The 21,427-nt window shown below is 47.5% G+C and carries 21 protein-coding genes; 15 read left to right on the top strand and 6 right to left on the bottom strand.

Annotated elements, in window-relative coordinates:
- Window positions 1-59: 59 nt before the first annotated feature.
- Window positions 60-524: a hypothetical protein gene (locus NYE29_RS24790; RefSeq protein WP_038593114.1), complete on the top strand. Its 465-nt coding sequence runs from the start codon at window positions 60-62 to the stop codon at window positions 522-524.
- Complete coding sequence (locus NYE29_RS24795) at window positions 521-1,138, top strand: class I SAM-dependent methyltransferase (RefSeq protein ID WP_340897885.1); 618 nt, start codon at window positions 521-523, stop codon at window positions 1,136-1,138. The genes NYE29_RS24790 and NYE29_RS24795 overlap by 4 nt, the downstream gene beginning before the upstream one ends.
- 89 nt (window positions 1,139-1,227) lie before the next feature.
- Here the strand turns inward: NYE29_RS24795 and NYE29_RS24800 are convergent, their stop codons facing one another.
- Window positions 1,228-2,484, bottom strand: a complete 1,257-nt coding sequence (locus tag NYE29_RS24800) for a winged helix-turn-helix domain-containing protein (RefSeq protein ID WP_076109469.1) — start codon at window positions 2,482-2,484, stop codon at window positions 1,228-1,230.
- A gap of 176 nt (window positions 2,485-2,660) precedes the next feature.
- Here NYE29_RS24800 and NYE29_RS24805 point away from each other — a divergent pair, with 176 nt between their 5' ends.
- The 5 genes from NYE29_RS24805 (at window position 2,661) to NYE29_RS24825 (ending at window position 7,548) form a co-directional block, all read left to right on the top strand.
- A complete protein-coding gene (locus NYE29_RS24805; protein ID WP_076109470.1) occupies window positions 2,661-3,986 on the top strand; it encodes a sensor histidine kinase in 1,326 nt (441 codons plus the stop codon).
- Complete coding sequence (locus NYE29_RS24810; protein WP_076109471.1) at window positions 3,983-4,723, top strand: response regulator transcription factor; 741 nt, start codon at window positions 3,983-3,985, stop codon at window positions 4,721-4,723. The genes NYE29_RS24805 and NYE29_RS24810 overlap by 4 nt, the downstream gene beginning before the upstream one ends.
- 328 nt (window positions 4,724-5,051) lie before the next feature.
- Window positions 5,052-5,975 carry an ABC transporter ATP-binding protein gene (locus tag NYE29_RS24815; protein WP_340897886.1) on the top strand — a complete coding sequence of 308 codons (924 nt, stop codon included), beginning with the start codon at window positions 5,052-5,054 and terminating at the stop codon, window positions 5,973-5,975.
- Window positions 5,968-6,672: an ABC transporter permease gene (locus NYE29_RS24820; RefSeq protein ID WP_340897887.1), complete on the top strand. Its 705-nt coding sequence runs from the start codon at window positions 5,968-5,970 to the stop codon at window positions 6,670-6,672. Before NYE29_RS24815 ends, NYE29_RS24820 begins: the two co-directional genes overlap by 8 nt.
- 3 nt (window positions 6,673-6,675) lie before the next feature.
- Window positions 6,676-7,548 (top strand): DUF4097 family beta strand repeat-containing protein, encoded by an 873-nt coding sequence (locus NYE29_RS24825; protein WP_340897888.1) that lies wholly within the window; start codon window positions 6,676-6,678, stop codon window positions 7,546-7,548.
- Between the two features lie 67 nt (window positions 7,549-7,615).
- On the opposite strand, the gene NYE29_RS24830 is transcribed toward NYE29_RS24825, so the two are convergent.
- Both NYE29_RS24830 and NYE29_RS24835 read right to left on the bottom strand, forming a co-directional pair.
- Window positions 7,616-9,709 (bottom strand): ABC transporter ATP-binding protein, encoded by a 2,094-nt coding sequence (locus tag NYE29_RS24830; protein WP_340897889.1) that lies wholly within the window; start codon window positions 9,707-9,709, stop codon window positions 7,616-7,618.
- A 54-nt stretch (window positions 9,710-9,763) separates the two neighbouring features.
- The gene (locus NYE29_RS24835; RefSeq protein WP_076109476.1) at window positions 9,764-11,512 is read right to left on the bottom strand and encodes an ABC transporter ATP-binding protein; all 1,749 of its coding nucleotides are present in this window, start codon (window positions 11,510-11,512) and stop codon (window positions 9,764-9,766) included.
- Window positions 11,513-12,024: 512 nt separating this feature from the next.
- On the opposite strand from NYE29_RS24835, the gene NYE29_RS24840 reads away from it, so the two are divergent.
- Entirely contained in the window at window positions 12,025-12,342 is a 318-nt protein-coding gene (locus tag NYE29_RS24840; protein WP_076109477.1) for a HesB/YadR/YfhF family protein, read from the top strand.
- 138 nt (window positions 12,343-12,480) lie between these two features.
- Here the strand turns inward: NYE29_RS24840 and NYE29_RS24845 are convergent, their stop codons facing one another.
- Window positions 12,481-12,996 carry an ADP-heptose synthase gene (locus NYE29_RS24845; RefSeq protein WP_076109478.1) on the bottom strand — a complete coding sequence of 172 codons (516 nt, stop codon included), beginning with the start codon at window positions 12,994-12,996 and terminating at the stop codon, window positions 12,481-12,483.
- 124 nt (window positions 12,997-13,120) lie between these two features.
- Here NYE29_RS24845 and NYE29_RS24850 point away from each other — a divergent pair, with 124 nt between their 5' ends.
- From NYE29_RS24850 to NYE29_RS24860, 3 genes are all read left to right on the top strand, one after another.
- The gene (locus tag NYE29_RS24850; RefSeq protein ID WP_076109479.1) at window positions 13,121-14,869 is read left to right on the top strand and encodes an ABC transporter ATP-binding protein; all 1,749 of its coding nucleotides are present in this window, start codon (window positions 13,121-13,123) and stop codon (window positions 14,867-14,869) included.
- Window positions 14,870-15,012: 143 nt separating this feature from the next.
- Window positions 15,013-15,432 carry a MerR family transcriptional regulator gene (locus tag NYE29_RS24855; RefSeq protein ID WP_076109480.1) on the top strand — a complete coding sequence of 140 codons (420 nt, stop codon included), beginning with the start codon at window positions 15,013-15,015 and terminating at the stop codon, window positions 15,430-15,432.
- Window positions 15,429-15,998, top strand: coding sequence for a hypothetical protein (locus tag NYE29_RS24860; protein ID WP_076109481.1), 570 nt, complete (start codon window positions 15,429-15,431; stop codon window positions 15,996-15,998). The genes NYE29_RS24855 and NYE29_RS24860 overlap by 4 nt, the downstream gene beginning before the upstream one ends.
- An 87-nt stretch (window positions 15,999-16,085) precedes the next feature.
- Here the strand turns inward: NYE29_RS24860 and NYE29_RS24865 are convergent, their stop codons facing one another.
- Window positions 16,086-16,529: a DUF441 domain-containing protein gene (locus NYE29_RS24865; protein WP_076109482.1), complete on the bottom strand. Its 444-nt coding sequence runs from the start codon at window positions 16,527-16,529 to the stop codon at window positions 16,086-16,088.
- 21 nt (window positions 16,530-16,550) lie between these two features.
- On the bottom strand, window positions 16,551-17,534 hold the full coding sequence (locus tag NYE29_RS24870) for a YpdA family putative bacillithiol disulfide reductase (RefSeq protein WP_076109483.1): 984 nt from the start codon (window positions 17,532-17,534) through the stop codon (window positions 16,551-16,553).
- A gap of 193 nt (window positions 17,535-17,727) precedes the next feature.
- On the opposite strand from NYE29_RS24870, the gene NYE29_RS24875 reads away from it, so the two are divergent.
- The 4 genes from NYE29_RS24875 (at window position 17,728) to rsgA (ending at window position 21,360) form a co-directional block, all read left to right on the top strand.
- Complete coding sequence (locus NYE29_RS24875) at window positions 17,728-18,324, top strand: DUF2087 domain-containing protein (RefSeq protein WP_340897891.1); 597 nt, start codon at window positions 17,728-17,730, stop codon at window positions 18,322-18,324.
- Between the two features lie 121 nt (window positions 18,325-18,445).
- Window positions 18,446-18,901 (top strand): DUF3939 domain-containing protein, encoded by a 456-nt coding sequence (locus tag NYE29_RS24880; protein WP_076109485.1) that lies wholly within the window; start codon window positions 18,446-18,448, stop codon window positions 18,899-18,901.
- A 156-nt stretch (window positions 18,902-19,057) separates the two neighbouring features.
- Window positions 19,058-19,729 (top strand): HAD family hydrolase, encoded by a 672-nt coding sequence (locus tag NYE29_RS24885; protein ID WP_340897892.1) that lies wholly within the window; start codon window positions 19,058-19,060, stop codon window positions 19,727-19,729.
- 539 nt (window positions 19,730-20,268) lie between these two features.
- Complete coding sequence (gene rsgA / locus NYE29_RS24890; RefSeq protein ID WP_340897893.1) at window positions 20,269-21,360, top strand: ribosome small subunit-dependent GTPase A; 1,092 nt, start codon at window positions 20,269-20,271, stop codon at window positions 21,358-21,360.
- Window positions 21,361-21,427 lie beyond the last annotated feature (67 nt).

The following is a 21,427-nucleotide window of genomic DNA, read 5'->3' on the forward strand; positions in this document are numbered from 1 at the left end:
GGCGTGAAGCCATTAAAATTCATTTTCTGAAAAACGAAGAGAGAGAAACGGGAGGAAAGATGAAGGATACACAAATACCGGAGAGTGAACAATCCAAAGAGCTATTTGCTTATTTCGGGCTGGCAGTCTATTATTGTCAGGCTCTGGAGCAGCAGTTGACCAATCTGCTGCTGCTTACGAAGCTGTCTCAGGGGAAGACACCTACTGAAGCGGATCTCGCAGATCTGTATCAGCGCAAACTCAGCAATTCACTCGGCCAGCTCATCAAAGAAATCCAGCATCATTTTCCATTCTCGGAAGAGGAGACGGTGCAGCTGCAAGCAGTCTGGAAGCAGCGCAACCATATTGTCCATGACTATTTCAAGGAACGTATTCAGGAGACCTTCACTCCGGCCGGCAGGGCCCACATGATCCGTGAGCTGAAGCGTTTCAAGAACAAGGCCAGAAGACTGGAAATCAAGCTGCAGGGCTACTGCACGGAGATGTACACGAAATTGGGTCTTGAAGAGGAGGATTTAATGTGAATGAAGTTTATAAGCAAATTCCACTGTACAGATACCTTAGTTTCTGTAATGAAAGTGACCTCGAACGCACTGTGCTGGATTGCGGAGCCGGTGGAGACAGCCCTCCACTTGGCTTGTTCGCCCAATATGGGTATGTGGCCAGCGGCATAGACTGTAATCCGGAGCAAATAGATATGGCTCAGACCTGGGCTGCAGAAAAGGGCTATGAACTGGATATACAGCAAGGGGATATGCGGCAGCTTGCCTTTGAAGATGAGTCATTCAGCTTCGTCTACTCCTATAATTCTATCTTTCATATGAGGAAATTGGAGGTCGCCCAATCCATAGAAGAGATGAAGAGAGTGCTGAAGCCTGGCGGGATCATGTTTGTTAACTTTTTGACGGTGAATGATTTCCGCTGCGGTGAAGGCGGCGATCTTGGACAGAACCAGTACGAGCAGTTTGACGATGATCTGCCGGTGATCCACTCTTACTATACCGCTACAGAACCGGATGAATTGTTCAGCGGGATGAAGTTGCTGTATAAGGAAGACAGGGTGCTGGAGCGAATATATGACGGTCAACTGATCACTCAGGGTTTTGTAGATTATATCGTGCAGAAACCGCTTCGATAACGTGCATACATAGAATGGCAAAGAGACTCTCCCAGATAGCAGAAATGCTGTCCATAGGAGAGTTCTTTTGTGTGTAATTAAGAGCTGGGCTACAGACTTGCAGTCTCCAGTGCTTCAAGTCCACATGTCTTGACTACCTCCGGGGGAAATTGGATAGCGGATGCTCCTGTGCAGCGCGCTAGGCAGGACAAAGCTTGCCGCAGTGCGGGAACCATCTCTGCAGTAAGCACCTCTTCAGGCTCCCACCACCAGCGGGTAATGGTAAGGATGCCGCTTTTTCTGTTCATGACCGGCTCAAACCGGCCGATAAAACGGTCACCGTACAGGAGCGGAAGCACGTAGTAACCATATTCCCGTTCCACCACAGGTTTGTATACCTCCCAGCGGTAATGAAATCCGAACAGCTGCCGGATCAGTTCTCTGTCCCACAACAGATTGTCCAAGGGAGCCAGAGCAGCGGCGAAATTCACCGTAGAATGACTTCTTCCGGAATCTTCTGCCTCTTCCTCCAGCTGCAGCACAGCTTCAAGCTCGGGCGCATCCATTGTCCGCATGTAAAGCGGCAGCTTAATACCCTCCACGTGCACCTCGCGCAGACTGTCAATCTGCAGCAGACGCTGCACTGCCGCGGTCCGCTCTTTGCTCTTCAGACCGGATATGCCAAGCCATCCGTCACCTGATTTATTCCACTGGAGTCCGATGCTGCCAATGCGCCGCTGCACGTACCAGTCATGGTATTGTTCGGTCGTGGGATTGGGATCGGCTGCTGCAACGACCTGCTCCGGCAGCAGTCGTGACGTAAAATCGTAGTAGCGGCGGGTGTGCACACGGTGATGAATGGACACTTCACCCCGGAAGTACATGGTTTCCAGAGCTGCCCGCGACAATCTGGCAGGGGCCCAGGCCCAGTCAATCTTCTCTTTGCCTTCCAGGTCCAGAGAAGAGAGGGGGCCGCGCTGACTCAGCGCATCACGGACTTGCAGTACCGTTGCTTCCAAAGGTTCATTTCTCTGGTGATGCCCGGAGGCTGCTTCCCTCAGCCGCTGAAAGCAGGGCCAGTCCTCCGTGCAATAGATCGACATGTTCTTGTCCCAGCCGTCGGTCAGCAGCCTGTCCTGGTACAGAAGCTCATTGGCTTGAGCGGGAATAAAGCCGGGAACCCGTGCCTGAAGCACAAGCTCATGATTATGCCCGGCAATATTCAGCGGATCATACTGAATACAGCCTACATGGCGTACGAATTCATAAATACCTGTCTTACCGCCAGGAAGACCACCGGAGATCAGCCCCTGATGCTGCAGCAAAAAAAGTCTGGCCTGCTTCTTGCTTATATTGTAAGTAATCATTATCAATCACTCCAATCATATGTATTAGTTCCCATTATATAGAACAAATGTTCTGTGCACAAATACAATTTAGCAGGACTAAGGGAAGTTTAGTGATAGACTGGAGAGTATCATTAAGTTAATATGACAATTGGTGGTAAAGGGGATTTATCGTGTGAAGACTGGTGGTGTATAAAATGATTCATTTAATAATGCTAATTCAAATAGTAAGCTTCTTTTTTATTTATCAATCGGTTTCCCGCTATCACTTTAGTGTCAAAGAAATAACAATTTGGCTAATGATATTCATAAGCATTGGAGTTGTTTCTACATATTTTATCGGAGTATGGGGGGCCGTTGCTCTATTTTTCTGTTTTGTGGGCATGTCTTATTTTAAAAATCAAAAAACGTTTACCTCTTTAGGTGTGTTTTACGGGGCGTATGCGTTGGTCATGAATTCATTTTTAGGTTATCTCGCAGCAGATCCGATTACAAACTTAATTGAGTTTGTTTTTAGACAATCATCGGCTAATATAGACTATCTTCCTTATCTTTTTACAGCTATGGCGCCCCCCATTATGAATGAAATCGGTCTTAGAGTAGTACGCCACTATGTTCCACAGCTCAATAAAGAAATTCTGCGGGAATCCAGCAAAGTGATTCTTTTTCCGGTGATCATTCTTTTAATCATCATCATCCTTTCGGTATATCCGATTTTAACCATTGGTAATAAGACCGGTGATTTTAGCTCATTTCATAGAACATTATTATTAGGGATGTGGCTGCTATTTATCATTGCTTTGCTGTATATGCAGTTTCAATACAATCATATCCGGAAAAGAGAAATTGAAAAATCTAAAAGTGAGCAATTGATACAATTAACGGATTATGCAACGCAGCTCGAAAAAATTTATGATGAATTCAGAAGCTTCCGTCATGACTACGCGAATATCCTATTGACTCTGGAGGAAGGGATTCATCGGGAAGATTGGGATCAAGTCAAGCAGGTATATGAACAAACAGTTAAGCCGACGGGGCAATTGATGCGTAATAATGAGTATAGCTTTGTCAAGCTGCGCAACCTGCATGTATCAGAGATCAAAAGTATCCTAGCCGCCAAAATTTTAATCGCCCAGCAAATGAAAATTGATGTTGCTTTGGAAATTGAAGAACCCGTTCACGCCATTCAAATGGAACTGATTTCATTTACCCGGATTCTCTCCATACTACTGGATAATGCGATTGAAGCAGCAACAGATACGGAGGAATCAAGAATTTGCATTGTGTTATTGGAGGATACGGACATACAGCTGATAAGAATTGAAAATAGTTGCGGAGAGGAAGTCAATTTGCGACGGTTGGGAGAACGCGGATATTCCTCAAAAGGCAAGGGCCGCGGATTAGGTTTATATAATGTGCAGCAAATTTTAAAAGAAAATAACTTTGCGTCATTAGAAACAGCGCTCCAATCTGGCCTATTCTCACAGACGCTTATTTTAAGAAAGACTGGGGTACAGAAATGAATATATTTATTTTAGAGGATAATATATTTCAGCAGCAACGTTTAGAACGGCTCATCAAAACATTAGCGCTGAAGCATCAGATTCGTTACCGGAGTTTAATTTCGACCGCAAGACCTGATGATCTGTTATCGCAAATCGAGAAAGTGGCTGACCATCAATTATATTTTCTTGATTTGCAGATCAATCATGAGGATCAGAAGGGGCTGGAGGTTGCTAAGGAGATCCGGAAAAAAGATCCTTTTGGGACGATTGTTATTGTTACCACACATTCCGAGTTAGCGCCAATAACTTTTACATATCGAGTGGCTGCTTTAGATTTTATTGAAAAGGATTTACCGGAAGCAGAATTTATTGAAAAGGTTACAGAGTGTCTTTTAATTGCTGATTCGCGCCGGACGGTTCCGGTAAGTTCTGATAACTTTTCTTTTGAGAATAAGTATACCAGCTTCCAAATTCCATTTTCGGATATCCTATATTTTGAGACCATGGAAATTGCACATAAAATAAGATTAATAACAAAATCCAAAGTTCTTGATTTTTACGCTGAATTAAATGAAATTGCAGGTTATGATGAACGTCTGTTCCGTTGCCACCGGGCATTTGTAGTTAATTTAGCTAACATTAGATCCGTGGATAAAAAGAACAAGCTGGTCTTGTTTGATAATGATGAAAGTTGTTCAGTTTCAAGAAGACTGCAAAAGGAAACCCTTGAAAAGATGGAAGCGTTAAGAAAATGAGTTTTGAGTTACATACGAAGTGCTGGCAGCTATATCTTATATGGCTGTTAGCGCTTTTTTTGTAAATATAAAAATTTATATGCTTTACGCTATAAATTATCCATCTATTTCTCGCTGAAACGGATACCGTCCTTTTGAGGACAGCGAAGCCGTTTCCACTTGATGAAAAAGTACCGTCTATGAAGGTTAAAGGACATTTGGTGCGATGAGGCTCTTGAATGGAGGGCAAAAGCCGTATGCTGTAAATGCACAACAACAATAGACCACACTTCATCGTTATCGTGGCTTGGAATTGTGAAATTTTATATAGAACGAGAGGCGGGGAACAATGGGGACCATGATCATGATTAACCAACTATCAAAGGCTTATAAGGGAAACGAAATAGTGTCAAATGTAACCATGCATATTGAATCTGGTGAAATCTACGGTTTCTTAGGACCGAACGGTGCGGGGAAAACAACAATTATGAAAATGATTCTAAATTTGGTGAAGCCAACATCCGGCGAGATTTTTGTGCTCAATCAACCTGTGTTACAAACCTCTTTTCAATACTTGGGACATATCGGCAGTATCATTGAATATCCCGTTTTTTATGAACGGTTAACGGCTGCCGAAAACTTACAATATCATTGTGATTATATGCAGATTCATGCTGAGGACCGGATTCACGAAGTCTTAGAAACGGTTGGCTTAACCGGTGTGGAGGATAAAAAAGTACATGAGTTTTCTCTAGGAATGAAACAGCGATTGGGTATTGCCAGAGCCATCCTCACAAAGCCGGAAATCTTGATTCTGGATGAACCGATTAATGGTTTAGACCCTGTGGGAATTAAGGATATTCGAATGCTTTTGCTGAAGCTTAAGAACGAGTGCGGTATGACAATTTTAGTCTCCAGCCACATTGTTTCAGAGATTGAATCGATTGCAGATACGATCGGAATCATTAATCATGGACAATTAATTAAGGAAGTTAAGATGAGTGAAATCATCAGCGAAAATGTTGAATACCTGGAGATAAAAGTGACTGACAGTAAGCAGGCTTCACTAGTGCTGGAGAGAAAATTAAACATCCATGACTATGAAGCGTTTGATCTGGAAACCATCCGGGTCTATCAACAAGATGTATCTCAATCGGTCATTAATAAAGAGCTGGTGCTCAATAATATCGTTGTAAATCGTATCGGAACACAGCAAAGCAACTTAGAAGAGTATTTCCTGGATCTCATTCATGGAGGCAGACAACATGCTTAGACTAATGAAGATTGAATGGAAGAGAAATAATCTGGCGGGATATAGTATTAGGGCCGTGATTAGTATGATGATTATATTTGGAATGGTTGCAGGAATGGCTGTCATGTCAAATGCTCAGGATGAACCTATGTTTTTAGATTTTACAGCCTTTATGTCACTGGCTAACATCTTTATTCGCGTTACCTTTGTCGTTTTTTCAGGGATTATTATTTCGAGGTTAGTGATTGATGAATTTAAGAATAAAACCATACAATTGTTATTTACCTATCCCATCCAACGCAAAAAAGTGATGCAAGCAAAGTTAATGATCGTATTAGTCTTTTGTTTCACATGTGTAGTGATTTCCACCTTCATCATTGAAATATTGACAGTGTTATTAAATCCGGCAGCTCATTTTTTTGAAACAACTGCATCAAAAGAAGATGTGTTGGCTACCTTTCCAGCCATTCTTATGGCTTCTGCAATGACGGCTGGTCTAAGTCTTATTCCATTGTCTTTCGGGATGCGTAAAAAATCTACTGCCACAACAATTACTAGTTCAGTAATCTTAGGGATTCTGCTAAATTCTATGATTTCTGATGGCAGCAGTTCTGTATCCATGTTTCAATTTATCGGCGTACCTATAGTTTTCTGCTTGTTAGGGTTGGCCGTAGCTTATTTATCCTATCGAAAAATTGACAGAACGGATGTTGCATAAACCATGAAAACTAATAAGTGGATTTGGATATCGATGGCGGTTGTTCTGGTGGGAATCCTTGTTGTTGGCTTGCAAGGTGGAGCTCAAGATTTTGAGTTGACAGAAGACTTCCCGGCGAATGAAATTCAGGGCATCGAAATGAATAATGATTCATGGGATCTTGTAGTGAAGGAATCAACAGACAATCAAGTCCATATAGACATTGAGGGTTATCAGACGGACAAGCAGAAGGCTCCTGTTGTAGTGACACGTAATTCTAATAACTTAGTTATACAACAAGATAAGCAAATTGGCGGGGCCTTTTCAGCTTTTTCTTTTCATAAAGAGGGAACTATCACAGTTTTTATTCCCAAAAATACAGTAGAAAGAGTCAGAATGGTCAACAATGATGGAGATATCAATATTCGAACGTTGGCAACCCATAATTTAATCGTTGAAAATAAAGCAGGCAGTGTGAAATTTAATCAAGTTGAAGCAGACTCGGGGGACTTAAATCTAATAGAAGGGGACCTGAATGTAAAGGATAGCTCATTTGATAGAATAGACGTAGCTGCCAGGGGGAATGACCTTTATTTTAAAAATGTAACCAGTTCTGTTATGAATCTTTATTCTAAAAGTGGCGAAATCGTTCTTGGAGGGGTAGCGGAAAAAGGTGAAATGAGAGTCGAAACATCAACTGGAGATATTCAAGTAGGGTATCAAACCGAGCCATCCAACCTGAAAGTAGCAGTGGAAAATGCAAAAGGAGATACGACGGTTCACTTGAAGAATCTCTTGACTACGAAGAATACAGACAAGAATGTAGATGGAACTATTGGCGATGGGGAGAATTTACTACAGGTCAAAAGTAAATCAGGAAGTATTAATATTAAGTAAATCAAAAAGAGACAGGCTCCTCAATACATGAGGAACTGTCTCTTTTTAAGGAGAAGCAGTTCAAACACTAGCCCTGCTTGAACGAAGGCTGCAGGACTGCGGCAGAGGCGGAAGAAGATGCGGAAGCCGAGTCGGCTGCAGCTCCATTTTCCGCACCGGCACCGAGTTGAAGCTGGTACATGCGGAAGTAGCGACCACCCAGCGCCATGAGTTCATCATGGCTGCCGCGCTCAACGATTTCGCCGTGATGCAGGACAAGAATCTGATCCGCACTGCGGATTGTGGATAAGCGGTGAGCGATGATGAAGGTGGTGCGGCCTTTCTTCAGCACCTCCAGCGCTTCCTGAATGATGCTCTCTGTCTCGGTATCGATGTTGGAGGTCGCTTCATCCAGGATAAGAATGGCCGGATCAAAGGACAACGCCCGGGCAAATGAAATCAGCTGACGCTGGCCGGCCGAAAGTGTGCTGCCTTTCTCCACCACTGGTTCATCGAAGCCTTTGGGCAGATGAGACAGCAGCTTATCCGCTCCGACTTCCCGCAGTGCCCGTTCCACCCGTTCCCTTGTGATCCGCTCGTCTCCGAGACTGACATTGGAAGCGATGGTCCCTGTGAACAAGTAAGGATCCTGAAGCACAATTCCCATATGGCTTCGCAGCCACTGCTTCGGCAGATCTTTAACTTCTTGACCATCAATGGTAATGCTTCCGCGCTGCGGATCATAGAAGCGGAACAGGAGATTGATGATTGAGCTTTTACCGGAGCCGGTATGTCCTACCAGAGCAACAGTTTCACCAGAACGGGCTTCAAAGGAAATGTCACGCAGGACGAAGTCTTTTTTGTAAGCAAAGGAAACGTCTTTAAACACCACATCTCCCTTGTAACGCGGCATGGAACCATCGGTCACCGGCTCGCCGGGTTCATCCATAAGTGTAAATACGCGGCCGGCAGAGACCATCGAGGAATCCAGATTGGCCAGTTGGTTGACCATTCCGGTAATCGGTTGGAACATCCGTCCGAGCACGTCGACGAAGGCGTACAGCACACCCAGCGACACAAAGGTAGAGCCATCCAGGCTGCCGAATCCAAAGTACCATAATACTAGTACAAAGGAGAGACTGCGCAGCGAGTTCACCAGGTTGTGGGAAGTGAAGGCATTCAGGTTGAGCATTTTATTCTGGTATTTCAGATAATCATCGTTCAGGCGCTCGAATTCTTCACTGCTCTGCTTCTGGCGGCGGAAAATGCGGATGATCGACATCCCTTGAATCGATTCATTGATGATGGCGTTGATCTCACTAAGCCGCGAGCGGATGATGGTATTGTATTTGGTGGCAACTTTGCGGTAGAGCACAATCCAGAGAATCACAATCGGGACAATGAACAGACTGACCAGTCCGAGGTGAATATCCAGCAGGAACAGGGCGACATAAACACCGATGATATTGATAATCCCTGTGCTGAAGTTGGATAATACCGCTATGAACAGATCCTTGACTGCTTCCGTATCGTTCGTAACCCGGGAGACGACCTTACCTGCAGGCAGATTGTCGAAGAAATAAACAGGCAGCCGCTGGATATGGGCGTATACATCGGTCCGCAGCTTGCGGATGACCTGATTGGCCGACGATTGCAGCCAGTAGGTTTTACCGAATTCCGCTATGATCGAGATGACCAGGAATATCGCGTACAGTCCTACCAGTTTATAAATGCCGGGGAATTCAGGTTTGTAAAAAGCGAATAATTCATTTGCCGAGAGCTTCTCGGCAGGATAGACACTCAGAGTGTCTCCGTATTGGATATGCATCTCTCCGTCACGGAAGGTCCGCTCGCCTTCAGGCTGCGCTACGGCTTCATTGATGAAGTAGAAGCTTTTTCCGACCTGAAGCAGGCGGATTTCCTGGCCTTTGGCTTCGCCTTCGGCAAACCGGTCACCGCGTTTGTAGAAGGAATTATTATATTCAGCGGCATCTTTGGAAGAGTCCGTCTGGAAGTAGGGCTTCTCTATGGCCAGCAGATGATTGTCAATCATGCTCTTGGCGATAAAAGGCCCTGCCAGCTCGGCTGCCACTCCGATAGTAAGCAGCAGTAGTGCTGCGATAAATGTTTTTTTGGCAGTTAATGCGTACTGCAGCAGGCGTTTGCCCGTACTTTGTGTCAACGGTGACACCTCCTAAACGTTTTTAGGGAGCTTCAAAAAGCCTATGCTCATCATTTATTCATTCGTTAAATTGTTCTCCACCTGCTGGCGGTCGAACTGCTCACGATACCAGCCGTTCATGTTCAGCAGCTCCTGATGGGTGCCCCGTTCTGTTATATGTCCGTTATCCAGCACAACGATCAGATCGGCATGCTCAATAGCAGAGAGACGGTGAGTGGAGATCAGCGTGGTTTTGCCGGCACGCTCCGAGCGGATGTTCTCGATGATTTTGGCTTCTGTACGTGCGTCTACGGCAGAAAGTGCATCATCCAGGATCAGAATATCAGGATTTGCGATAAAGGCTCTGGAGATCGAAACGCGTTGTTTCTGGCCTCCGGAAAGAGAGACACCGCGTTCACCCACTAGGGTATCAAGGCCGTCAGACAAGGTACCGAGGTCATTCTGAAAAGCCGCTGCCGTGATGGCTTCCATAATCCGTTCGTCGCTGGCGTTATTGTAGCCGAACTGGATGTTCTCACGAACCGATTTGGAGAACAGAATTTGCTCCTGCGGCACATAACCCATCCAGCCGTGCAGGCGGTCGAGGGCGATTTGCCCAATCGGCACACCGGAGATCAGGATGTCGCCTTTACCGGACGGATATTCATGAAGCAGCTGTTTCAGCAATGTCGATTTGCCGCTGCCTGTGCGTCCGACTACCCCGAGCGTCTGTCCCTGGGAGAGGGAGAAGCTGACGCCGCTTAGATTGTCGATGGTCGAAGTGGGGTAACGGAACGTTACATCCTTCAGCTCAATACGCGTCGGGTGTTCAACCGGAACCGGATGAGCAATATCCTCAACATCGGGACGGGAATTCAGCGTCTCATCAATCCGTTCTAGGGATGCTCCGCCGCGCTGCATAATATTGATCAGCTCTCCGATCGCGAACATCGGCCACACGATCATCCCCAGATACATATTGAAGGAAACCAAATCTCCGAGTGTAATTTGATTGCGGAATACAAGATAAATGCCGTAGGTAAGCGCGATAATGTAGCTTAGTCCCACACAAAAGCGGATCGTTGGTTCAAAAAAGGCATCAACGCGGGCTACCGCCATATTTTTGCGGTATACATCCTCCGTAATGTCGGAGAATCGTTTCTCGTCCATACGTTCCTGTACGTAAGCCCGGATCACGCGAATACCGGATACGGATTCCAGTACCTGGTCGTTCATATCTCCGAAGGCATCCTGTGCCAGGCTGTACCGGTCATGAATGGCCTTGCCATAGTAAATCATGGCGATGGCGATCAGCGGAAGCGGCAGCACTGCTGCGAGAGTCAGCTTCCAGCTGACCAGAAAGCCCATGGCCAGCAGCACAACGGTAAGGTAAACCGTTGAATCCACCAGAGTCAGCATCCCGAAGCCTACGGTTGCCGATACGGCTCGGATATCATTGGTTGCCCGGGCCATAAGGTCACCGGTACGGTTGCGCTCGAAGAAGGAAGGCGTCATCGTCATAAGATGATTCATAAAGCGGGAGCGGAGCAGACGCTCCACAAGGTTGGAACCCCCGAACAGCTTATGCATCCATATGTAGGTGATCCAATAAATAATTAGAAGCATGAGGACGATCAGGCCAATATACTTCATAAGGGAACCGGCGGTTATCGAGCCGCGTACGATCTCGTCAATGGCATTGCCGAGCAGACGAGGAGGCAGCAGTTCAAGCACACCAACTACAATTAATAAAATCAGGCCTACTGTGTAGCGCCTTTTCTCCCGGCGGAAGAACCAACCGAGATTTCGGAGAACGGAGAACAAGGGAAATCCCTTCCTTTCGTATTGAATTGATTGCCGGCTGTTGAATGGTGCGGATAGTGGTTCAGCTCTTAACAGCATACAAAAAGGCATATCATCCGAAAACGGATGATATGCCTGTGATATACAGCAGTTATCATGTCCACGGTGCTAAGACAGCACAGAGACATGGAAGAGACTTGCATAACCTGAAATCAAGATGTACGCGTTACATACATGATTCTTCAGGTGCTTTCCACTACTTGGGCTGCTTTGGTATTCAGTTGTGTACAGTTGCCGACAATAGTATAAAAATCAACTTTAACAAGGTTAAACACCGCGCTCACCCTTTCCTTAGTTTTGGTAATAACTTGAAGACGCTTCGTTATGTTCAGAGTTTATCATCCGCCGTTAAGAATTGTCAAATGTAATTTTGAACAAATTTCGAATTAGCGGTATGATAAAATACGTTGCGATCATTTGGAATGTGGACTTTTTTTCAGTATGATAAGAAGAAACGGGAGGAGCTAAAAGACATGAAGATGGTAATCAGCCCAGAAGCCGCCGCCTGGTTTATGCGGGAATTAGATCTGCAGACAGGGGCGCATATCCGGTTATTTCCCCGTTACAGTTCAGGAGGAGGACTGCATCCCGGGTTTTCACTGGGGATCGCCACCGAACTGCCGGGACGTCCTGCTGTGCAGACTGAGCAGGGAGGCCTGATTTTTTATATGGAAGAGCAGGACTTGTGGTATATGGAGGGATACAGCCTATCCATTGTCTATGTGGAGGCTGAGGATGATATCGACTACCAGTATGAGCTTCTGCCGGTGGCCGGTGGAGTGCAGCAGTAATTCTGCCCTGTGCAACTGGGTATTACAGCACAGGTTGCTATCTTAAAAAGCCCTTGCCAAAAGGCAGGGGCTTTTTAAGATAGAGAATTTACGGATACAAGAATCTATAAGGTTGGGCCTATAAATCCTAAAACGTCATTAGTGCGAGCTGCGGAAGGTCTCTTCCTCCATAGCGAAATCAAAGTCATCAATGTCATACACCTGGACGGGGACTCCGCCTTCGATGATGCGCTGAATGAGCTCGAACTGGTCGGTAAGAATCGGTACTTTCTCACGCTGGGAAGAGAGCAGCAGCTCGGTTTCGATCGGATCAAACAGCTCTCCGTATGTAGCATTATCAATGCTGTTGATGATGGTGATCTGTGCCTGCCCTCCGAGCAGAATGCCGGAGCTCTTGGCCCATGGAACAGCCAGACAGCGGTTGATCTTCTTGGAATTGAGCGGTTCCTCGAAATAGGCGATCAGTTCACGGATCTTCAATTTGACGTGCTGATCATCATCCGCCCGGTTCATTAACGGCTCGTCACTGTCCCGTAGTTCATACAATTCCATGATGGTTGTATAGGGCACTATATATTCTACAGGGCTTTGCGGGATGAGAAGCTGGCCATAAATTGCCATCATGACCGCTTCTGTCACAAATTGTCTAGACATCGTTATCCTCCTGAAGTTCAGGTACTGCAATCGTACTTATGGACTTAAAAATATAAAAACACTGTGGAGCGCAAATGTCAACAGTACCCAGTCAACAAGGTGAAGAGAAAGGGCGTAACCATCTGTGAAACAATGGAAATCTTATTTTGTTTTTGTCCGGCCTTATATGAAATGGATTGTGCTGACGCTGATTATCGGCATGATCAAATTTAGCATTCCGCTAACACTGCCGCTGATTCTGAAATATGTGGTGGATGATCTTCTGAGCAACTCCGTACTGACTGTCGCGGAACGTGTCTCGAAGCTGATGTATGTCCTCGGAGGCGCATTATTCCTGTTTGTCATTGTCAGAGGTCCTGTTGAGTATTTCCGTCAGTATTTTGCCCAGCTGATCACAAGCAAAGTGCTGTTCGACATGCGCAACAAGCTGTACAGCCACTTGCAGCGCCTGTCACTGCGTTACTATCAGAATACCAAGGTAGGCGAGGCCATATCCAGATTCATCAATGATGTGGAGCAGTCAAAGAATCTCGTGGAAGTCGGGATGATGAACGTCTGGCTGGATATGTTCACGCTCGTCTTTGCACTAGGTTTCATGTTCTACCTCAATCCGGTGCTGGCGCTCGTATCCATAGCCATCCTGCCGCTGTACGGCATTGCCGTGAACACACTTTATAAGCGGCTCAAGCTGCTGACCAAGGACCGTTCCCAGGCGCTGGCAGCGATTCAAGGCTATTTGCATGAGCGGATTCAGGGCATTGCGATTATCCGCAGCTTCACGATGGAGCGGGTGGACCAGAAGCAATTTGAGGCTATCAACGGCAAGTTTCTGGAAAAGGCGATGGCCCAAACGCGCTGGAATGCCGTTACCTTTGCTATTATCAATACCTTAACGGACATCGCCCCGCTGCTTGTGATCGGTTATGGGGGATATCAGGTGATACACGGCAATCTGACGCTGGGTACATTTGTTGCCTTTTTCGGTTACCTGGACCGGATGTATGCCCCGCTGCGGCGGCTGATCAATTCTTCCACCGTGTTGACTCAGGCCTCCGCATCGCTGGAGCGGGTCATGGAGCTATTGGACGAACCTTACGATATCGTCGATCAGCCTGGAGCAAAGCCGCTGAACAATCCATCAGGAGATATAGAGTTTGATCAGGTATGGTTCAAGTATGGCGATGAGAACGAATATGTGCTGAAAGATATCAATCTGCGGATAAATCCCGGACAGACGGTGGCCTTTGTAGGGATGAGCGGCGGGGGGAAGTCCTCCCTAATCAGTCTGATCCCGCGGTTCTATGATATCAGTAAAGGCAATCTGCGAATGGACGGGCATGATATCCGGGGGCTGACGCAGGAGAGTCTGCGGCGGACTGTCGGCATGGTGCTTCAGGATAATTTCCTGTTCAGCGGTTCGGTGCGCGAGAATATTCTCTTCGGCAATCCGGCGGCTGGTGAGGCGGAAATTGTCTCTGCAGCGCAGGCGGCTAACGCGCATGATTTCATCATGCAGCTTCCTGATGGCTATGATACTGAGGTAGGAGAGCGGGGGGTGAAGCTGTCGGGAGGCCAGAAACAGCGCGTGGCGATTGCGCGGGTATTTCTCAAGGACCCGAAGGTGCTTATTCTTGACGAGGCCACCTCGGCACTGGACCTGGAATCGGAGCATCTGATCCAGCAGGCGCTCCAGTCGCTTTCATCCGAGCGCACAACGCTGATTGTCGCCCACAGACTGTCCACGATTACCCACGCAGACCAGATTGTTGTGCTGGAGAATGGAGAGATCACTGAGCGGGGTACCCACGAAGGGCTTATGGCGCTTGACGGAAGTTACGCCCGGCTGTTCAATGTACAGCGGCTGGATGCATGAATAGAGTTTACTGCTATGCGGTTCCTTCGGGAACCGCTTTTTCTTTGCATTTGAATTTAAGTTACAGTATACTGTAACTATAACAGCGAAGTGTAACTAATGTCGGAAGTTTAAATCATTTTTGCGAACGGGAGGATGGTTGGATGAATACCTATACCGGCAAACAGCTTGCCGATCTTGTTCAGCGGGAAGAGCCGGATATGAATCTAAGAACGATACGGTACTATACGCAAATCGGGCTTCTGCCACCGCTGGAGTTATCCGGCAACAAACGGGTCTATACCGACCGGCATCTGGAATATTTGCGGGCGATCCTGACCTTGTCCAAAAGCGGGGAGAGTCTGGCAGATATTCAAGAGAAGCTTACGGGATTGCCTGCGGAGGAAGTGGCTAAGATTGGTGAACGGCTGCGTTTCTACCAAACGGAGCATATTTTCCGCAATGAGACCCTAGTCATTAATGAAGATGTGATGCTTACGGTTAGTCCGCGCATATCTGCAGCGTTAAAGTCCGAGCTGGTTGAAACGGTGAACCGGCTGCTGAAGGGGGGCAACACCCCATGACTGGAGCAGAAATTACGATTGAGGTGCGTCTTGCAAAATCTGTGCTGGAGAATGAAGAGGGAATGAATCACCTCTGGGTCCATTTGGAGCCACTTGGCGGGGTGAAGCAAGCGGTACTTGAACTGCAGCTTCCAGCAGGGGTCCATTGGGACGGGAAAGTAAAGGGCTATCCACAGGATACCAGTGGCAGAGTCATTATTGAGCAGCCCGAAATGCCAAATGACCTTTTACTGGGGATTTATACAATCCAGCCTATAGATTGCGGCTTAGTCAGCTTGAGCATTGATGTGTCACTCATAGATCACAGTGGTATAGAGATCTGTAATACAGTGCTCGTCCCGCTTAGCATTGTTGATGCAGAAAGTGTGGATGAGGAAACGGTAGAAATAGACGAGGAGGTCATTAGAAGAGTCAAAGAACAGGCCCTAACTGAGCCAACGAGCACTCATCCGGACGGCAGCAACAGCGGAATGCTCGATTGCTCACTTCCCAAGCTCATTCGCTATGACCCCCATTACCGCTCAGAACTCGAGGAAAAATACCGGGTTGAGGGAACAGGTTTATAAGCTTCATCCGCATCCCGACATACCAAACAGGCAGGCCACTCCGCTCACAGTGAGCAGAGTGGCCTGCCTGTCTCCATCTTTAAACCATTATCCACGTCCAATCAGCAGGGAGAGGATACCTGCCGCGATCAGCGGACCTACGGGTACGCCCTTGAAGAAAGCGACACCGATAACCGTGCCGATCAGCAGGCCGGCAACGATCGTAGGCTGGCTGCCCATAAGCACTGCTCCACGCCCACCCAAATAGGCAACAAGAATACCGATCCCAATGGCAAGCAGCGATTTCCAGTGGTAAAAGGAATGCCAGATCATTTGCAGCGATATTTTACCGCTCGCCAGCGGAGTCATCACACCGATGGTAAGGATGATGATCCCGACAGTCAGGCCATACTTTTCCAGCCACGGAAAAGCCTGCTGCAGTCCAAGCACCCTCAGCAGCAGCAGCACAACCATTGCGATCGTTACCGGTGAATTGCTGCTGATAATGCCGAGGGCTGCGAGGCCCAGCAGGAGGAGCGAGGTGATATCCATCGTAACGAAACACTCCTTATTCTAAGTAAGCCGTTTTGAAATGATGTGATCTGCAATCAGCTTCCCGTGGCCCCGTCCGGTTTCGATGAATACCTCATTGGCATTGCGTCCGGAGGCGATAACACCGGCTACATAAAGTCCCGGGATGTTAGTTTCCATCGTGGACGGGTTATAGGCAGGTTTATCCTGTTCGTCGTCCATTATTGCCCCTGCGGAAGACAGAAGTGTCCTGCTGGGGCGGAAGCCGGTTAAGGCGAGTACAAAATCATTGTCGAGTTCAAGTGTCTCACCGTTTGATTTAGTAACAATGACTGAACCGGGTGTAATTTCGGTTACCCGTGATTCCAGATGGAGCGTTATCTTTTCTTTAGCTACCATGCTTTCAAAGATAGGCCGTACCCACGGTTTGATGTTCTGCGAAATGCTGGCTCCCCGGTAGACCATATCTACGGAAGCGCCCACCCGCATTAACTCAAGTGCCGCATCCACAGCAGAATTGCTGCCGCCGATGACAGTAACCTTCATCCCCGTATAGGGATGGGCTTCACCGAAATAGTGCGTGACCTTAGGGAGCTCCTCCCCGGGGATGCCGATCATATTGGGCTGGTCGAAGTAACCGGTGGAGATCACCACGTTTGAGGCTGCATGGGTTAGCTGTTCCCCCCGTTTAGTGATCGTATGTACAGCGAAACTTCCGTCCTCCAGACGTTCGACTGAGAGCGCTTCTTCGTAAGCGGCAATCTCGAGTCCATGCTGCTCGGCGGCGCGGCGGTAATAGACGAGTGCTTCATGGCGGTAAGGCTTGTCATTGGGTGAGGTGAAGGGCACATCACCAATCTCCAATAAAGAGGTTGTACTGAAGAACTGCATGCTGGTCGGATACAGATAAATGGAGTGAACAATAAAGTTTTTTTCAATGATCAGGCTGGACAGCCCTTGGCGCTGGCATTCCATTGCGGCCGAAAGCCCGCAGGGACCTGCCCCGATAATAATGACGTCTTTCATATGGATGGCAACCTCCTGATGTATACTTTCTTTTCTCTAAATCGTACCTTAAATTTAATGTTTTTGCTATCTGTGCAGCATATTCAGCTAATCGTTATTGCTCTCGAGATTGGATTGGAGTATAATTAGATATATATCTAAACATAGTTTAATCGTAAAAATTGCTTGTAAATGTTATAGGAGAGTGACCCCGATGCAGCTGGAGAAAATTGTGAATTACCATAAAGCTTTATCCGACCCGACACGCCTGCGCATGCTGCTGCTGCTGTCCAAGGGGGAGGTGCACGGACAGGCGCTGGCGGAGAAACTTAATTTATCACAGCCTACCGTAACACATCATGCCGCCAAGCTCCGGGAGGCCGCAATGATCAAGGAACGCAGAGACAAGAATACGGTTTACTTTTCGTTGAACCCTGAGTTTATCGAGGCCGGTTCAGAGGCATCGCTTAGATTTATTTTTGCCAAGGGGGCAGAAGATATGGACGAGTTATCTACGGAAAAGAGCCTGAAGGATTCAGTGCTGCGCAACTTTTTTGCCAAAGACGGCCGGCTGCGCCAGATTCCCGCACAATACAAGAAGAAGCTGATCGCACTGCAATATATGGTTGAGAAGCTTGAACCCGGTGTAGTGTATACGGAAAAAGAAATCAACGAGTTTATCAGACCATTCCATGAGGATTATGCCTCGATCCGCCGGGAGTTCATCATGCACCAGTTTATGTACCGGGAAAATGACAAATATGAGCTTAACCCGCCGGAGATGTGGACTCACTGGGAAAATGTCAAATAATGATCTAATAAATGGGGATTTTTTGTGACAATTGAAGGTTCGACTGATTAAATGTCCGAATAACGAATAAACTGGAATTGTAAGCGTTATCTGACATATACTTCGAAAGGAGACTTTCAGTATGATATTCAAACGCGCGAAAAAAAATACACCTCCCATTCATCTCACTGTTACTTTGCCGCAGATCAAGCAAGCTGTTAGGCAATTTGAAGAAGATATGCCTGCTCCGATCAACCGTACCGCACTGATTCTGGAGGATAAGAGCATTGACCTTATCCGGCTCAAGAGATATTTGGGCGGAGTGCCTCATCAGAAGTTTTACATGTCGCGGGAAACGTTCGAAATTTTTGAGGAAGCTGACAAGATGGTGCCTTATTATATTGATATGGTTCAGTCGGCTGTGGATAATTATATCAACGACACCGGCAAGCTGCCGCTGCTCGAGGATGCCTGGCTGCCGGAGGTTCATTACCGCCTGCTGCACACTGAACGTTATCTGAAAGAAACACCGCCATTTCCCCTGTACATCACGGAGGAAGAGATGATGCTGACCCATCGGCCCGAGCATTTTGAATGAATGAACGATTTACAATTAACACTAGAAAGACTGTTCAGTTGAGGGGCACTGAGGCGCCTGTCAGCAGAACGGTCTTTTCTTTGTTCATGTTGGCATAGTACAATGAATTTCTGGTAACACGTTCCGGAAGAATTCATAGATTAGGAGAATTATTGCATGAACAAAGTACAAGCACTTCTGTTTGATCTGGATAACACGCTCATGGACCGCGATTCAACCTTCCGCAGTTTCAGCGAACAATTTGTACGTGATCTCCTCGGGCATTTGCAGCCGGAAGAAGCGCAGCGGGTAGTAGAGGATATTATTGTACGGGATGCCGACGGGTACCGGGACAAGGATGGTTTTTTTGCCGAGCTCAGCGAGGTGCTGCCGTGGGAGAAGGCAGTGTCGGCTGCGGACATCCGGACCTATTATGATGAGACCTACACCGGGCACGGAGCGCTTATGAAGTACGCCGAAGATATTTTGAACTACTGCCGGGAGCAGGGCTATATTCTAGGTCTGGTTACGAACGGCAAGAAACAGATCCAATATGGCAAAATCGATCTTCTTGGACTGCGCGGCTTCTTTAAAACAATAGTCATTTCCGGCGAAGCAGGAATCAGCAAGCCGGATCCGGCAATTTACCGTCTTGCACTTGAGCGTCTGGGCACAACTGCGGAACAGACGCTGTTCATCGGCGATCATCCGGTGAACGATATCTGGGGTGCGGGCAAGGCGGGTATGGAAACAATCTGGCTGAAGCGTAATCATGAATGGGATGAGAAGCTGGATGTGCATCCATGGAAAACCATCCATGAGCTTTATGAGTTGAAGGGGATTCTTTAGCTTTGCTGTTGACAATATGCTGCCGGCAAGTTTATTATTACAGCATATTAGTTCGGAAGGAGACGATGTTATATGACAGTTTATATTGCAATTGCGCGATTGGTAACTACTGTTGTGAATACGTGTCTTCCGGGAACAGCAGCTGCAGTGTAAGTAACACGCAGCTTTGCGGGTAAGCTCTACGATGCCTTTTAGAGCCGCCGGGAACCGTATGTGTTCCGGCGGCTTTTTTGTGTGGATCGGTAAGTACGGATACGGTTATTGTATTCGTGCACACCGGATTCACGCTCAGAAATGTGCTGATTCTCCTCTTCAGGGGGAGGAATGGCTTGCTCTGATCTTGACTTCACAGAAATTGTCCCTTGCCATAGTGCAGGGGAGAGTTTCTGTGAAGTCCGCCGCCGGAATGAGGATTCCGGCGGCTTTTTGTGTTCCCGTAATACACGTTGGTCAGAAGAAACGAAGTGATTTATTTCCGATGCCGGCTTCTTTCGAAGCCGGGCCGGGAGTGTACGAACTAAACAATCAGGAGGATTTAGATGACAATAGAACAATATGGCTGGAATAAAACCTGGATTAACAAGTGGAACGAACTGCATCAAAGTTTGGAAAACAGAACATTTGTACCCGGCAGAATTGTCGGCGATTTCGGCAGCAAGTACAGGGTTATGACAGAAACGGGAGAAACCTGGGGTGAGCTGGCAGGCAGGCTCAGACATACCTTAACCGATTCCGGGGATTATCCGGCAATCGGTGACTGGGTGTCACTGGCGATGTTGGATGGTGGAGAACATGCCGTTATTCATGGTGTGCTGCCCCGCCAAAGTGTGATCTCGCGGAAGGTGGCGGGAAATACAAATGAGGAACAGATTGTGGCCTCCAACGTAGACACTTTATTCCTTGTCAGTGCGTTAAATGACGATTTTAATGTCCGGCGGATGGAAAGATATCTGATCATGGCCTGGAACAGCGGGGCAAATCCGGTGATCCTGCTGACCAAAGCGGATTTGTGTGATGATGCAGAGAGCAAAATTGCAGAGATGGAGCGGGCAGCGCCCGGAGTGGCCGTGTATGCAGTCAGCGCCTTGCTCGGAGACGGGCGGGATAAACTGCTGCCCTATATTGGCAGCGGTCAGACAGTGGCCCTGACCGGCTCCTCGGGCTGCGGCAAGTCAACATTGGTTAACTGGCTTAGCGGAGCAACCCTGCAGCTCACCCAGGATGTCAGGGAAGGGGACAGCCGGGGGCGGCACACGACCACTCACCGGGAACTGTTCATCCTCCCGGACGGCGGTATCATTGTCGATACGCCGGGAATGCGCGAAATGCAGCTGTGGGAGGATGAAGGCGGACTTGATCTCGCGTTCGGGGATATCAGCAGTCTGGCAGCAGATTGCCGCTTTAGCGATTGCAGACATGAACGCGAAGAGGGCTGCGCAGTCCTTGCGGCAGTCTCGACCGGAGTGCTGGAAGAGAAAAGGCTGCTGAATTACCGCAAAACCCAGAAGGAGCTGCTGTACCAGAGCAGCAAAGAGGTGAAGCAGAAGCGGAAAACAGCAGCCGCTGCGACCAAGGCAGCGCCTTCCCGTTCCAGAAATTCCGGCTGGCGCCGGGAGCTGGAGGAATATTGAGGAGCAGTATAACTAAGCAACAATAAACTAAGCAACAGTAAACCACAACAAGAGGGTCCCTGGAGCC

It is taken from the genome of Paenibacillus sp. FSL M7-1046 (genome assembly GCF_038007405.1).
Lineage (GTDB): Bacteria > Bacillota > Bacilli > Paenibacillales > Paenibacillaceae > Paenibacillus_AQ.